We start from the raw sequence: 13,319 nt of genomic DNA, 5'->3' as shown, positions 1-13,319 counted from the left end.
GATGACCGTGCATCCGATTGATGTCATGATGTCCGGTTTCCGGGTGGGTCGTGAGTGGTAAAGGGGGTTAGAACGACCATTGCCACTCACGACCCTCGGGTAATACTACGCAAAGCACCCAAATCGGACGTTTGATCTCGGAAAGTGTCCTTTTTGGACAGTCTGAGGGGTATGCCAGGCCTCGGCGGTGCGAGCCCACTCGCACCGCCGACTCCATCACGCCACCTCTGACTTACCCCTCAATAACCCGAATCGCCACTCACGACCACCTGTACCGAAGGCTCGCCAGGTCCGTTCGGCCCGATGGGCGACCGACGAACGGACACTCCTCGCCCGTCCCCCGGACGGGTAATGTGCCGTGGCATGCATGAGGGGCAGATCGACCTCCTTCCAGGCGAACGGGTCATCTGGGCCGGGCAGCCGGTGCACAGGCCCCTCTTCAATCCCGGCGACTACTTCAACGTCCCTGTCGGCCTCATCTGGCTCGGCGCCGTCACGGTGTTCTTCGCGGCCAACCACGACACGGCGTTCCACACGGCCGCGTGGGTCGTGCTCACCGTCGCGGGCGTCCTGCATCTCGCCGGCAGGCCGCTGATCCGCTACCTCAGGCTCGCCTCGACCACGTACGCCGTGACGGACGGCCGGGTCATCGCGACCAGTTCGCTCGTCCGCCGCAAGGAGGAGTCCGCGGCGCTGGCCGGCCTCGCGGATCCCGTCGTCACCCCCGGGCCGGGCAAGACCGGGACGATCACCTTCGGCAGGCTCGGCGTGCTCGCGTGGGCGTCGGCGAACTTCGGCGCCGGCACCGGGAAGGACCGGAAGCCGCCGGTCATCCTGGTGGGCGTCAGCGACGTGGCGAAGGTCCGGGAGAAGCTGGCGAAAGCCGTCGAAGAGGCGCGAAACCGGAACCCTTAGCGGCCACAACACCTTCACAACATTTCCCGGTGGTGCCGGATGTGAATCTCTCCGCGTTGGCACGGATTCCCGACAGGAGAGAGAGAAATGCGCAAGCTTTGGAGCAGCACCCTCGCCCTGCTCGCCGCGGGTGGGCTGTCCGTCACCGTCTCCCCGGCGATCGCGGAGGCGGCGCCGCCGAACTTCAGGATCGGCATCCAGCTGGCCGACAACGGCGGCCGGGGCGGATTCGGGGTCGAGCAGTTCACCGGATTCGCCAACTTCGGCACCAGCGTGTCGCAGTGGGCCGGGGACAGCAACAACTTCGACCCGGACGGCGCCAGGATCGATCTCAATCCCGCGTTCGGTGGTGGCCAGCTGAACCAGATCGACTTCCGGATCGGCGGGCAGGCCCGCGACCGCGGCAGGGAACTCGGTCCGGTCACCTACACCCCGTGGGCGAGCCAGGGCGGTGGCACGACCGACCTGATCACCGACAGCAACTCCTTCGACCCGGATCAGTACCGGCTGTTCCTGGAGACGCGTCCGCTGCCGCCCGGCGTCCAGATCACCGACCTGCGCCTGTCCATCCTGGCCGTCGACCGCGGCGAGCCGGAGGGCGTGCCCACCTTCACCCGATGGGCGAGCCAGGGCGGGGGCCAGAGCGACTTCGCCCTGGACGCCAACGCCTTCGACCCGGACGGGTTCCGGATCGGGCTCGAAGTCGTCTGATCCCGGTGCTCGGGTCCCGTGTCGTCCACCGGGGCCCGGGCACCTTCCAGCCGGGAAGAATGACCCGACTGTGTTCGATTCAACTGCGCGGCGCATGTTACCGGCCGGTACACTCAAGCGGTCGTCCAGCGCCGGAGGTAGACCGTGCCCTATCCCACGGACCGTGAACGGGACCGCCCCTGGGTGATGCGGACCTACGCGGGTCACTCGTCCGCGGCCGCGTCCAACGAGCTGTACCGCCGTAACCTCGCGAAGGGGCAGACCGGCCTCTCGGTCGCCTTCGATCTGCCGACGCAGACCGGTTACGACCCGGATCACCAGCTGTCCAAGGGCGAGGTCGGCAAGGTCGGCGTCCCGGTCTCGCATATCGGCGACATGCGGCGCCTCTTCGACGGCATCCCGCTCGCCGAGGCCAACACGTCGATGACGATCAACGCGCCCGCCATGTGGCTGCTGGCGCTCTACGTCTCCGTGGCGCGTGAGCAGGCCGAAGCCGAGGGCCGTGACGTGGACGAGGTGCTGGCGAAGCTCACCGGCACCACGCAGAACGACATCATCAAGGAATACCTCTCCCGCGGCACCTACATCTTCCCGCCGGGCCCGAGTCTCCGCCTGATCACCGACATGATCGCGTGGACCGTGCACCACGTGCCGAAGTGGAACCCGATCAACATCTGCAGCTACCACCTGCAGGAAGCCGGTGCGACGCCGACGCAAGAGGTCGCGTACGCGTTGTGCACCGCCATCGCCGTCCTCGACGCGGTCCGCGATTCGGGTCAGGTCGAGCAGGCGGACATGGCCAAGGTCGTCGCGCGGATCTCGTTCTTCGTCAACGCCGGGGTGCGGTTCGTCGAAGAGATGTCGAAGATGCGCGCGTTCACCGCGCTCTGGGACGAGATCACGCGGGATCGTTACGGTGTCACGGATCCCAAGGCGCGGCGGCTGCGCTACGGCGTGCAGGTCAACTCGCTGGGTCTGACCGAGGCGCAGCCGGAGAACAACGTCCAGCGCATCGTGCTGGAGATGCTCGCGGTCTCCCTTTCCCGCGGTGCCAGGGCCCGCGCGATCCAGCTGCCCGCGTGGAACGAGGCGCTCGGCCTGCCCCGCCCGTGGGATCAGCAGTGGGCGCTGCGGATGCAGCAGGTGCTGGCGTTCGAGACCGATCTGCTGGAGTACGAGGACATCTTCGACGGCTCGCACGTCATCCAGGCCAAGGTCGACGAGATCATGACGGGCGCGCGCGAGGAGATCGCGCGGGTGCAGGATCTGGGCGGCGCGGTGGCGGCCGTCGAGAGCGGCTACATGAAGTCGCAGCTCGTCGCTTCGCTCGCGGAGTACCGGCGTGGCATGGAGAACGGCGAGCGGATCCTGGTCGGGGTCAACAAGTTCGAGACCACCGAGCCGTCCCCGCTGCAGGCCGAAGGCGCGAAGGCGATCGAAACGATCGACCCCGCCGTCGAGAAACAGGCGGTCACCGCGATCGAGGAATGGCGGACGCACCGCGACAACGCGGCCGCCGAGTCGGCGCTGGAGAAGCTGAAGACCGTCGCCAAGACTTCGGAGAACCTGTTCGAAGCCACCATCGAGTGCGCCCGCGCCGGGGTCACCACCGGTGAATGGTCGGGTGCGCTGCGCGAGGTGTTCGGCGAATACCGTGCTCCCACCGGGGTTTCCGCGTCGGCGGCCGCGGGCGAGGGCAACGAGGAGATCCGCCGCGTCCGTGACCGGATCAAGGCGACGAACACCGAAATCGGCGAGCGGCTGCGGATCCTGGTCGGCAAACCCGGTCTCGACGGGCATTCCAACGGCGCCGAGCAGGTGGCCGTGCGGGCGCGTGACGTCGGTTTCGAGGTGGTGTACCAGGGCATCCGGCTCACGCCGGAGCAGATCGTCGCGGCCGCCGTCCAGGAGGGCGTGCACGTGGTCGGGCTTTCGGTGCTCTCGGGTTCGCATCTCGAGGTCGTGCCGCAGGTCGTGGACGGTTTGCGGGCCGCGGGCGCGGGCGACATCCCGGTCATCGTCGGCGGCATCATCCCGCCCGACGACGAGAAGCTCCTGCTGGAGCGGGGAATCGCGCGGGTGTTCACGCCGAAGGACTACGAACTCACCGACATCATGGACGGAATTGTCGGATTGGTACGGGAGCGCCACGGTCTGAGCACCTAAAGTCACCGTAAATCTCGGTACCGTAACAGCGGGTGGTTCGTCACCCGCTCACACTGCTCGCGTGTGGGTACCCACCTACGTTTCGATTAAACCGATTAATCGAAAAGAGGTGCCGCGATGGTGCACGGCGAATGGTCGAGGCGAGAGTTCTTCCGGCGGTCGGCGGTACTGGGAGCGGTGACGATCGGCGGCCCGGTGCTGTTGTCCGCGTGCACGTCGACGTCTTCCGGTGACGCCCTGCAGGCCGCCAAGGACGCGAAGAAGATCAAGATCGGGATCGCGAACGAAGCGCCGTACGGTTTCACCGACCAAGCCGGCAAGGTCACCGGTGAGGCGCCGGAGGTCGCGCGCGCCGTCTTCAAGGCCATGGGCATCGACAACGTGGAAGCCGAAGCGGTCTCCTTCGACCAGCTGATCCCCGCGCTCAACGCCAGGAAGTACGACATCGTCGCGGCCGGGATGAACATCAAGAAGGAACGGTGCGACGCGGCGGCCTTCTCGATCCCCGACTACTCGGCGCTGACCGCTTTGCTGGTACCCAAGGGAAATCCGCAGCAGGTGCTGAAGTTCGAGGACATCGCGGCGAAGAAGGTCAAGGTCGCCGTGCTCTCCGCGGCCGTGGAAAAGGGATACGCCACCGACTCCGGTGTCGCCGAGGACCAGATCGTCACCCTCGACTCGCAGGACAACATGCTCCGCGCGGTCACCGACGGCCGGGTCTACTGCGCCGCGCTCACTGACATCTCCCTCAAGGACGTCCTGGCGAAGAGCCCGGGCGCCGCGGCCGAGGTGACGCCGGGCTTCGACCCGATCAAGGACGGCAAACCGGTCGTCTCCGCCGGCGCGTTCGTCTTCCGCAAGGACGACAACCCGTTGCGCGAGGCCTTCAACGCCGAGCTCAAGAAGCTGCACGACAGCGGCGAATGGACCAAGATCGTGACGCCGTTCGGGTTCTCGGCGGACAACCTGCCGAAGGCCGACGTCACCACCGAGAAACTCTGCGCGGTGTAGCGGGGCTGACGTCATGTCGTCGTCGGTATCGCATATCATCACGACCGTCCTCAGTGGACTGACCGCGACCGTCACCGCCGCCGTGGGCGGGATCGCGCTCACCGTGGTGCTCTCCCTGGTCGCCGGGCTCGCGCTGGGCTCGCCGTCCCGGACGGTGCGGGGGATTTCGCGCGTCTACGTCGAGATCTTCCGCGGCACTTCGGAAGTCGTCCAGCTGTTCTGGCTGTACTTCGTGCTGCCGGTGCTGGTCGGCTTCCAGCTGGTGCCGATGTTCGCCGGGATCCTGGTACTGGGCCTCAACCACGGGGCGTACGGCGCGGAAATCGTCCGCGGCGCGGTGAACTCGGTGCCCCGCGCGCAGTTCGAAGGCGCCGTCGCGCTCAACCTGACCCCCGCCCAGCGGATGCGGCGGGTGATCCTGCCGCAGGCGTTCGCGGAAATGCTGCCACCGTTCAACAATCTCTTCATCCAGTTGCTGAAGAGCACCGCGCTGCTTTCGTTCATCGCCGTCCCGGAGATGGCACGGCAAGGTGAATTGCTGCGGCCGGTGTTCGGCGCCGAGCTCGGCTGGATCTACGGCACCGAACTCGTGCTCTATCTCCTGATCGCGTTGCTGATCACCAGCGGGATGCGGCTGCTGGAACGGATCGCGGCGCGGCGCCTCGGCCGGGCCCCGGCCAAGATGACGGCCACCGTGGGAGGTGTGTGATGGACTGGAGCTGGGAATCCGCCGCGAATTCGGTTCCCCTTCTGCTGGAAGGGCTTCTCGTCACCGTCGAGATCACCTTGCTGGCCTCGGTGGTCGCGTACGCGCTCGGTCTGGTGTTCGCGCTGATCCGCCGGACGGGGATTCCCGTGCTGTCCCAGGCGGTTCTGCTGTTCATCGAGTTCGTGCGCAGTACGCCCTTGCTGATCCAGGTGTTCGTGCTCTACTACGTGATCCAGCCGGTGGGCGGGATGACGTTGTCCCCGTTCGCGACCGGCGTCATCGCGCTCGGCGTGCATTACGCGACGTACGCGGCCGAGGTCTACCGCGCCGGGATCGAAGCCGTCCCGAGAGGACAGTGGGAGGCCACGACCGCGCTGAACCTGCCGAGGTCGCGGGTGTGGACCGCGGTGGTGCTGCCGCAAGCCGTGCCGCGGGTGCTGCCCGCGCTCGGCAACTACACGATCTCGATGTTCAAGGAAACCCCGTTGTTGCTGGCGATCGGCGTCGTCGACGTCCTGGCGAGGGCGAAGGAGGTCGGTGCCGACACGTTCCGCGTCACCGAGCCGTACACCCTGGCCGGGGTGCTGTTCCTGCTGGTGAGCCTGCCGGCTTCGATTCTGGTGAGAAGGTTGGAGCGACGTGCCGCCCACAGTTGATTCCCCGATGATCCGGTTCTCGCAGGTGGTCAAGTCCTATGGGGACCACGTGGTGTTGCAGGACCTCGATTTCACCGTCGCGCCGGGGGAGTTCGTCTCGCTGATCGGGCCGAGCGGGTCCGGGAAGACGACGATCCTGCGGCTGTTGATGACACTGGAGAAGGTCGACGGCGGCACCATCGAGGTCTGCGGTGACTACCTGAGTCACATGAAGCGCGGTGAAAAGCTGGTGCCCGCGGACGAGAAGTACCTGCGGGAAGCGCGCAAGCGGATCGGCATGGTGTTCCAGCAGTTCAACCTGTTCCCGAACATGAACGTGCTGCGCAACATCACCGAAGCGCCGATCCACTCGCTCGGCGTCTCGCGGGACGAGGCCGAGGCGCGAGCCGTCGAACTGCTGGAGATGGTGGGGCTCGCCGACAAGAAGGACGCGCACCCCACCCGGCTTTCCGGTGGCCAGCAACAGCGTGTCGCGATCGCCCGCGCGCTCGCGATGCGGCCGGACGTGCTGCTGCTGGACGAGGTGACTTCGGCGCTCGACCCGGAACTGGTGGCCGACGTCCTGCGCGTGCTGCGCGAGATCGCGACGTCCACCGACATCACGATCCTTTGTGTCACGCACGAAATGCAGTTCGCGCGGGACGTTTCGGACCGGGTGATGATGTTCGACGAGGGGCAGGTGCTGGAGGACGCCGCGCCGGACAAGCTGTTCAACGATCCGGAGCACGACCGGACGCGGCGGTTCCTCAAAGCGGTGATCGACCGGGCGTGAGGCTCGCGCTCACGATCCGGTGAGGATGTCGCGAAAGCCACTTTCGAGACATCAGGCGTCGCGAAAGTGGCTTTCGCGACGCCGTCGCACGCCGAAGCCTTGTTGAAAGGTGAGGCATAGGCCTAGCGTTGTGAAAGCCACTTTCGCAACCTTCAACGTTGCGAAAGTGGCTTTCACAACGTCGGTGGGCGTGAGGCTCGCGCTCACTGGAGCGCGCTCAAGATCTCCTTCGTCGAGGTGACCGTGGCGAACCCGCCGCCGTGCAGGTTCGTCGCGGTCGCCCGGTACAGCTCGTCCGCGGTCAGGACGCCGCCGTCCGGCCCGGCGAGGTCGAAGGTGAACGTGGCGTCGAGCGCGAAAGTCACGTCGTAGCCGAGGTTCCCGCCGACGCGCGCGGTGGTCTCGCAGCAGAAGTTCGTCTGGATGCCGGCGAGCACGAACGAGGTGATGCCGCGCGTCTTCAGCCAGCCGTCGAGATCGATGTCGCCGTGGAAGGCCGAGTTGACCTTCTTGCCGAACACCAGATCCGCGCGCACGCCGTCGAGTTCCGGCTTGAAGTGGTTGCCCTCCTGCCCGGGCCGCAGCGACGAGCCGGGCTTCACGGAGTCGTGGTGCACCAGCACGATCGGCAGCCCGCGCTCCTGCCAGGCGTCGACGAGCGCCTTGATGTCGGCCTCCGCGCCGGGATTGTTGCGCGGGCCCCAGACGGGCCGGTCGAAGCCGCGCTGGACGTCGATCACGATCAAGGCCTTGGTTTCAGTGGTCATGGCCTCGAGTCTCGTGCTCGGAGCGGCCGCCGAGGGAGTGGCAGAAGATGCGCGATGCGGTACTTTCCTGCCATGCGAACCGTGGGTGTGCTCCTCCTGCCGGGCAGCCGGGCCTTCGATCTGGGCGTGATCGGCGAGGTCTGGGGCGTGGACCGGACCGACAGCGGCATCGGCCCCTTCGAGGTCCGGCTCTGCGCGTCCGGCCGTGGCCGGGTCGCCATCCACCCGTTCGGCCAGGTCGAGGCGACGCATGGGCTGAGCGGGCTGGCGGGCTGCGATCTCGTCCTCGTGCCCGGCCGGGTCGATCCGCGCGCCGACGTGCCCGCGGCCGCCGTCGCCGCGCTGCGCAAGGGGCACCGGGCCGGGATCACCGTGGCGTCGCTGTGCTCCGGTGCCTTCACCCTCGCGGCGGCAGGGCTGCTCGACGGCCGGTCCGTCACCACGCACTGGCGGCTGCTGGACGACCTCGAAACCGCCGCTCGTGACGCGGTCGTCCAGCGGGACGTCCTGTTCACCGACGAGGGTGACGTCCTGACCTCCGCCGGAGTGGTCGGCGGGCTGGATCTCTGCCTGCACCTGGTGCGCCGCGACCACGGCGCCGAAGTCGCGGCCGCCCTCGCCCGGCGGCTCGTGATGCCCCCGGCGCGGGAAGGCGGCCAGCGGCAGTACGTCGACAACCCCTTGCCGCCCAAGCCGTCGCGGCCGAGCGTTTCGTCCACAATGGACTGGGCGCTGGAGCGTATCGCCGACGACATCGGCGTCGACGACCTCGTCGGGCACGCCGGGCTCAGCGAGCGGACGTTCCATCGCGAGTTCGCCGCGGCCACCGGTGTCACGCCGGGACGCTGGCTGCGCGCGCAGCGGGTGCGGCTCGCGCGGCGGCTGCTGGAGACGACCGAGCTGCCGGTCGAGCGGGTCGCGCAGCGGTCCGGCCTCGGCACCGCCGCCAACCTGCGGCGACGGCTCCGGGCCGACGTCGGTGTCGGGCCCGATTCGTATCGCCGGACGTTCCGGTCGGTTACCGTCGAAGCATGGCCGAGTACGAGCACATCCTCGTGAAGCGGGACGGCGACACCGTCACGATCACCATGAACCGCGCCGCGCGGCGGAACTCGTTGTCCGCCGACCACCTCGCCGAGCTGCTCGCGGCGTTCCGCGAAGCGGGGGACACCGACGCCACCGGGATCGTCCTGGCCGGCGCCGGGCCGGTGTTCTCGGCGGGACACGACTTCGGCGACGTCGCCGCCCGCGACCTGATGGGCGTGCGCGAGCTGCTGCGGCTGTGCACGGACCTGATGGGCACGATGCAGTCCGTGCCGCAGGTCGTCGTCGCGCGGGTGCACGGGCTCGCGACCGCGGCGGGCTGCCAGCTGGTGGCGTCGTGCGACCTCGCCGTCGCTGCGGAATCCGCCGGGTTCGCCCTGCCCGGCGGCAAGGGCGGCTGGTTCTGCCACACGCCCGCGGTGCCGGTCGCCCGCGCGATCGGGCGGAAACGGCTGATGGAGCTGGCGCTCACCGGCGACGTCGTCGACGCCGCGACCGCGCTGGACTGGGGTTTGGTGAACCGCGTGGTCCCGGACGACTCACTCGACGAGGCCGTTGCTTCGCTGCTGGGACGTGCGACGCGGGGCAGCCGGGCGAGCAAGGCGATGGGCAAGCAGACCCTCTACGCGCAGCTGGACCGGCCCGAGGCCGACGCCTACGCGCTCGCGCTGGAGGTGATGGCTTCGGCCTCTCAGCTGCCCGGCGCCCGCGAGGGGATGGCGGCGTTCCTGGAGAAGCGCTCCCCGGTGTGGCCGGACTGAGCGGCCGTTACAACGTGCGCTCGCGCACGAGCAGGAGCGCGTAGGCGGCCAAGGTCTGCGCGTCGGTGATGTCGCCCGCGGCGATCATCTTCTCGAACTCGTCGCGGTCGAACCACGCCGTCCGCATGTCCTGCTCTTCGACCTCGCGCTGGGCTTCACTCTGCGTGAGATCGGTGGCCAGGAAGACGCGCCCGCGCTGGCTCGACATCCCGGCGGCGACGTCCGTCACGCCGAGTTCGGCCATCGAGCCCGCGACCAGGCCGGTCTCTTCGCGCAGCTCGCGCGCGGCGAGTTCGAGCGGCGGGACGTCGGCCAGTTCGGGTGCGGTGCCCATCGGGAACTCCCAGCGCCGAAGCCCGAGCGGATAGCGGAACTGCTCGACCAGGTGAAACCTCGCCCCGTCGAAGGGGATCACGACGGCGCAGGTGGGTTTGTCGACGACCGCGTAGATCCCCTCGGAACCATCGAGCCGCCGGACGTCGTCCTCGCGCAGGGTCATCCAGTTGTTCCGGTACACCTCACGCGAGCTGACACGCTGAACGGGGTCCATGCGCACAGTATCGCCGTGCTTGTCCTACCCTCGCGGGGTGCGCCTTGTGATCGCTCGCTGCCAGGTCGACTACGCCGGCCGTCTGACCGCCCATCTGCCGATGGCCACCCGGCTGCTGCTCGTGAAGGCCGACGGCTCGGTGTCCGTGCACTCGGACGACCGCGCCTACAAGCCGCTGAACTGGATGAGCCCGCCGTGCTGGCTGATCGAGGACGGCAAGCTGTGGATCGTCGAGAACAAGCAGGGGGAGAAGCTCGTCATCACGATCGACGAGATCTTCCACGACCACGCCCAGGAACTCGGCGCGGAGCCGGGCCTGCAGAAGGACGGCGTCGAGGCGCACCTGCAGGAACTGCTCGCCGAGCACATCAAGACCCTCGGTGACGGCTACACGCTGGTGCGGCGGGAGTTCCCGACCGCGATCGGCCCGGTCGACATCATGGCCCGCGACGCCGACGGGGCCAGTGTCGCCGTCGAGATCAAACGGCGCGGCGAGATCGACGGTGTCGAGCAGCTGACGCGCTACCTCGAACTGCTCAACCGCGACCCGCTGCTGGCGCCGGTGCAGGGCGTGTTCGCGGCGCAGATCATCAAACCGCAGGCGCGGGTGCTGGCCGAGGACCGCGGGATCCGGTGCCTCACGCTGGACTACGACGCGCTGCGCGGCATCGAGTCGGACGAGTTCCGCCTGTTCTGAGCTAGCTCGCAAGTACGTGAAGGCCCCCTTCACTGCGCTAGACGCAGTGAAGGGGGCCTTCACGTACAGCGATCACCAGCAGGTGTGTCCGCCAGGATGGGTTTCGGAATAGCGCTTGATCGCTGTGCAGTTGCCCAAGTAGGAGCTGTAGTCCTCCATCGTGCCGAGGACCCCGTCCGGTGAAGGTTCGGCGTAGACGCCGGGTGCCAGCATCACCATCTTGTCACCGTCGACGTACTGCGTGTACCGCTTGTCGACCTTTGCCTTCGGCACGAACTTCGGATACTCGCTCGTCGGGGTCGATGTCGTCGGGCTCGGCGAACTCTTGGTCGGGCTGATCGGCTGGGTCGATGTTGTGGAGGTCGTCGACGATGACGGTGGCGAGCTTGCGGTCACCGTCGACGCGGTGGGGTTCTCCGCGCATCCCGCTGAGAACCCGCAGAGCAGGACGACTGTGAAGATCATCGCGACGCGCTTCATGACGCGAAGTCGGGCACGGCTCCCCACACGTTACGGCGCTGAACAGCCGATACCGAATCGAGTCCATGATTCGGGTATCTGCATTCTTTCTCGCGCCACAGAATGCCCTAAAGGGCGGCGGGAAATTAACGAACTCGCGTTCTCCCGCAAAAGAACCAGCTACTTCCGGGCCATTCGGGTGAACGCCGGATTCCTCGGTCTCGCGCTGTGTCACACTCGATTTCCGCGAGGGGTACCACCGACATCCGGTGGTCGCGGGGTCCGAAGGTGAAGTGCCATGGCTGATTCTCCGAAGTGTGTCGATCTGGTGCTGGAAGGCGGCGGCGTCAAAGGCATCGGGTTGCTGGGCGCGGTGCTGGAGTTGCACGAAGCGGGTTATTCGTTTCCCCGGATCGCCGGGACGAGTGCCGGTGCGATCGTGGCGACACTGGTCGCCGCTTATCAGAAGGCCGGGAAGGATCTCGGCGGTCTGGAAGCGGTGATGAACGACATGGACTGCCGCCGTTTCCAGGATCAGTCCCTGTTCGACAAGGTCACCGGCCCGATCGGCGACGGCGTGGATCTGCTCCTGCACGACGGGATGCACTCCGGCGACTATCTCGCGGAATGGCTCACCCCGTTGCTGGAAGACGTCGGCGTGCGCACTTTCGCCGACCTCGCCATCGACGATCCGGAAAGTACTTTGCTTCCGTACCAACGGTATTCCCTCGTCGTCCACGTCAGTGACCTGACGCGCCGCGTGCTCGTCCGGCTGCCTTGGGATTATTCCCAGTACGGCCGCGATCCCGGTGCGGAGAAGATCGTCGACGCGGTCCGCGCGTCCATGTCGATCCCGCTGTACTTCCGGCCGGTGCAGTTCGCCGTCCGCCCCGAGGGCACCGTCACCTGGGTCGACGGCGGGCTGCTGTCGAACTTCCCGATCACCGTCTTCGACCGGACCGACACGAAGAAGCCGCGCTGGCCGACCTGGGGCGTGAAGCTTTCCGGGGAACCGGTGGGCGGCAGGGACAAACCGGTGAAGAGCGCGTTGCGGATCGCCATCGGTTCGCTCGAAACCCTGCTCTCGGACTGGAATCGTTACCGGTTGCACGAGGAGGGTGTGAACCGGCGGACGGTGTACGTCGACACGACCGGGGTTTCCGCCGTCGACTTCGGGCTCGGCGAAGAGGAGAAGAAACGCCTCTTCGAAAGCGGGCGGGAGGCCGCGCGGCGGTTCCTGGAAAAGATCGTGCCGCAATGAACTCGCCGGCGGTATTCCGGTGGGATGAGGGATAGGAGGATCCCATGCGTTATCGCCCGATCGGTAGTGACCCGGCGGACGGCAGGCTCGGCCGGTTCGTCCCGGACGACTGGCGCCACGTCGAGCGCTATCCGCTGACCGCGCTGGCCACCGAGGACCGGCCCACCCGGTCGCCGGTCGTCATCGGTGTCAACTGGTACAAGGAATTCGACGTACCGGAGAAGGACGAGAAGTCCGGCGAATTCTTCGTCGCGAAGGGCGGCGCGAAATCGCTCACCAGGATCCGCGGCGGGCATTGCGTCTGCCTCGAACCCGGTGAGTCGACCGACGGCGAAAAACAGTACGCCTTCTACGACCAGGGCCGGGAAGGCGCGTGCGTCGGCTTCGGCTGGTCGCGCTGCATGTCGATGTTCAACGGCGACCTCTACGCCGCGCGGTGGCTGTGGGACCAGTCGAAGATGCGTGACGAATGGGACGAGACCAACCCCGGGGACAACAACGGCACCTCGTGCCGTGCCGCCGCCGAGGTCCTGCTCGAACTGGGGCACGTCCCGTGGTCGGAGACCTACGCCGACGACGATCACGTCAAGCGGGCCGCCTACACGCCCGACGTGAAGAACGGAATCCAGGCCTATCGCTGGGCGACGTCGGTCGAGGAGGTGCACGAGGTCCTCGGCAATCCGCGTGCCGACGAACTCGGTGCCGTGCCGTTCCTCAACTCGTGGGGTCCGGGCTACCCGCACCGCACGTACATGCCGGACGACGTCCTCGCCCGGTTGATCAAGGAGGACGGCGAAGTGGGCCTGCCCACGGACCGGTAAACCCCCACCGGTCACGGGA

At 67.4% G+C, this 13,319-nt stretch carries 16 protein-coding genes; 13 read left to right on the top strand and 3 right to left on the bottom strand.

The genetic code is table 11. The features are described from left to right. Positions 1-363: 363 nt before the first annotated feature. The 7 genes from AMK34_RS35515 (at position 364) to ehuA (ending at position 6,940) form a co-directional block, all read left to right on the top strand. Positions 364-915: a hypothetical protein gene (locus AMK34_RS35515; protein WP_073848417.1), complete on the top strand. Its 552-nt coding sequence runs from the start codon at positions 364-366 to the stop codon at positions 913-915. 87 nt (positions 916-1,002) lie between these two features. Beyond that, positions 1,003-1,626: a hypothetical protein gene (locus AMK34_RS35510; RefSeq protein WP_038508949.1), complete on the top strand. Its 624-nt coding sequence runs from the start codon at positions 1,003-1,005 to the stop codon at positions 1,624-1,626. Positions 1,627-1,770: 144 nt separating this feature from the next. Further along, complete coding sequence (locus AMK34_RS35505; protein WP_073848270.1) at positions 1,771-3,792, top strand: protein meaA; 2,022 nt, start codon at positions 1,771-1,773, stop codon at positions 3,790-3,792. Positions 3,793-3,909: 117 nt separating this feature from the next. Continuing rightward, complete coding sequence (gene ehuB, locus AMK34_RS35500) at positions 3,910-4,803, top strand: ectoine/hydroxyectoine ABC transporter substrate-binding protein EhuB (RefSeq protein WP_073848269.1); 894 nt, start codon at positions 3,910-3,912, stop codon at positions 4,801-4,803. A gap of 13 nt (positions 4,804-4,816) precedes the next feature. Further along, positions 4,817-5,512, top strand: a complete 696-nt coding sequence (gene ehuC / locus AMK34_RS35495) for an ectoine/hydroxyectoine ABC transporter permease subunit EhuC (protein WP_073848268.1) — start codon at positions 4,817-4,819, stop codon at positions 5,510-5,512. After that, positions 5,512-6,168 (top strand): ectoine/hydroxyectoine ABC transporter permease subunit EhuD, encoded by a 657-nt coding sequence (gene ehuD / locus AMK34_RS35490; protein ID WP_038508955.1) that lies wholly within the window; start codon positions 5,512-5,514, stop codon positions 6,166-6,168. The genes ehuC and ehuD overlap by 1 nt, the downstream gene beginning before the upstream one ends. A gap of 7 nt (positions 6,169-6,175) precedes the next feature. Next, positions 6,176-6,940 (top strand): ectoine/hydroxyectoine ABC transporter ATP-binding protein EhuA, encoded by a 765-nt coding sequence (ehuA, locus tag AMK34_RS35485; RefSeq protein ID WP_073848267.1) that lies wholly within the window; start codon positions 6,176-6,178, stop codon positions 6,938-6,940. A 203-nt stretch (positions 6,941-7,143) separates the two neighbouring features. Here ehuA and AMK34_RS35480 read toward each other — a convergent pair whose 3' ends face one another. Further along, positions 7,144-7,707, bottom strand: a complete 564-nt coding sequence (locus tag AMK34_RS35480) for a cysteine hydrolase family protein (RefSeq protein ID WP_073848266.1) — start codon at positions 7,705-7,707, stop codon at positions 7,144-7,146. 72 nt (positions 7,708-7,779) lie between these two features. Between AMK34_RS35480 and AMK34_RS35475 the strand changes: the two genes are divergently transcribed. Both AMK34_RS35475 and AMK34_RS35470 read left to right on the top strand, forming a co-directional pair. Continuing rightward, positions 7,780-8,766 (top strand): GlxA family transcriptional regulator, encoded by a 987-nt coding sequence (locus AMK34_RS35475; RefSeq protein ID WP_073848265.1) that lies wholly within the window; start codon positions 7,780-7,782, stop codon positions 8,764-8,766. Continuing rightward, positions 8,739-9,512, top strand: a complete 774-nt coding sequence (locus AMK34_RS35470) for an enoyl-CoA hydratase-related protein (RefSeq protein ID WP_037341443.1) — start codon at positions 8,739-8,741, stop codon at positions 9,510-9,512. The genes AMK34_RS35475 and AMK34_RS35470 overlap by 28 nt, the downstream gene beginning before the upstream one ends. Before the next feature lie 7 nt (positions 9,513-9,519). On the opposite strand, the gene AMK34_RS35465 is transcribed toward AMK34_RS35470, so the two are convergent. Continuing rightward, positions 9,520-10,062 (bottom strand): NUDIX domain-containing protein, encoded by a 543-nt coding sequence (locus AMK34_RS35465; protein WP_073848264.1) that lies wholly within the window; start codon positions 10,060-10,062, stop codon positions 9,520-9,522. A gap of 37 nt (positions 10,063-10,099) precedes the next feature. On the opposite strand from AMK34_RS35465, the gene nucS reads away from it, so the two are divergent. After that, positions 10,100-10,759: an endonuclease NucS gene (gene nucS, locus AMK34_RS35460; RefSeq protein WP_034308895.1), complete on the top strand. Its 660-nt coding sequence runs from the start codon at positions 10,100-10,102 to the stop codon at positions 10,757-10,759. 72 nt (positions 10,760-10,831) lie between these two features. Here nucS and AMK34_RS42885 read toward each other — a convergent pair whose 3' ends face one another. Next, a complete protein-coding gene (locus AMK34_RS42885) occupies positions 10,832-11,032 on the bottom strand; it encodes a hypothetical protein (RefSeq protein ID WP_143202714.1) in 201 nt (66 codons plus the stop codon). Here AMK34_RS42885 and AMK34_RS42880 point away from each other — a divergent pair. Genes AMK34_RS42880 through AMK34_RS35445 form a run of 3 tightly spaced genes read left to right on the top strand, consistent with a single transcriptional unit; the run spans position 11,010 to position 13,300 of the window. Next, positions 11,010-11,510: a hypothetical protein gene (locus AMK34_RS42880; RefSeq protein ID WP_143202713.1), complete on the top strand. Its 501-nt coding sequence runs from the start codon at positions 11,010-11,012 to the stop codon at positions 11,508-11,510. The two genes, AMK34_RS42885 and AMK34_RS42880, sit on opposite strands and share 23 nt — an antisense overlap. 6 nt (positions 11,511-11,516) lie before the next feature. Next, entirely contained in the window at positions 11,517-12,479 is a 963-nt protein-coding gene (locus AMK34_RS35450) for a patatin-like phospholipase family protein (protein ID WP_037341448.1), read from the top strand. 44 nt (positions 12,480-12,523) lie between these two features. Continuing rightward, positions 12,524-13,300 (top strand): hypothetical protein, encoded by a 777-nt coding sequence (locus AMK34_RS35445; protein WP_038508970.1) that lies wholly within the window; start codon positions 12,524-12,526, stop codon positions 13,298-13,300. Positions 13,301-13,319: the final 19 nt, after the last annotated feature.

Source organism: Amycolatopsis sp. CB00013 (assembly GCF_001905755.1).
Taxonomy (GTDB): domain Bacteria; phylum Actinomycetota; class Actinomycetes; order Mycobacteriales; family Pseudonocardiaceae; genus Amycolatopsis; species Amycolatopsis japonica.
The sequence above is the reverse complement of the archived record's forward strand: the minus strand, read 5'-3'. Positions and strand labels throughout refer to the sequence as shown.

Bases quoted from the DNA above. Each gene is read 5' to 3' on its own strand.
- AMK34_RS35470 (WP_037341443.1), top strand. From the start codon at position 8,739: ATGGCCGAGTACGAGCACATCCTCGTGAAGCGGGACGGCGACACCGTC.
- ehuD (WP_038508955.1), top strand. From the start codon at position 5,512: ATGGACTGGAGCTGGGAATCCGCCGCGAATTCGGTTCCCCTTCTGCTG.
- AMK34_RS35475 (WP_073848265.1), top strand. From the start codon at position 7,780: ATGCGAACCGTGGGTGTGCTCCTCCTGCCGGGCAGCCGGGCCTTCGAT.
- AMK34_RS35445 (WP_038508970.1), top strand. From the start codon at position 12,524: ATGCGTTATCGCCCGATCGGTAGTGACCCGGCGGACGGCAGGCTCGGC.
- AMK34_RS35480 (WP_073848266.1), bottom strand. From the start codon at position 7,707: ATGACCACTGAAACCAAGGCCTTGATCGTGATCGACGTCCAGCGCGGC.
- AMK34_RS35515 (WP_073848417.1), top strand. From the start codon at position 364: ATGCATGAGGGGCAGATCGACCTCCTTCCAGGCGAACGGGTCATCTGG.
- AMK34_RS35465 (WP_073848264.1), bottom strand. From the start codon at position 10,062: ATGGACCCCGTTCAGCGTGTCAGCTCGCGTGAGGTGTACCGGAACAAC.
- ehuC (WP_073848268.1), top strand. From the start codon at position 4,817: ATGTCGTCGTCGGTATCGCATATCATCACGACCGTCCTCAGTGGACTG.
- AMK34_RS35510 (WP_038508949.1), top strand. From the start codon at position 1,003: ATGCGCAAGCTTTGGAGCAGCACCCTCGCCCTGCTCGCCGCGGGTGGG.
- ehuA (WP_073848267.1), top strand. From the start codon at position 6,176: ATGATCCGGTTCTCGCAGGTGGTCAAGTCCTATGGGGACCACGTGGTG.
- ehuB (WP_073848269.1), top strand. From the start codon at position 3,910: ATGGTGCACGGCGAATGGTCGAGGCGAGAGTTCTTCCGGCGGTCGGCG.
- AMK34_RS35450 (WP_037341448.1), top strand. From the start codon at position 11,517: ATGGCTGATTCTCCGAAGTGTGTCGATCTGGTGCTGGAAGGCGGCGGC.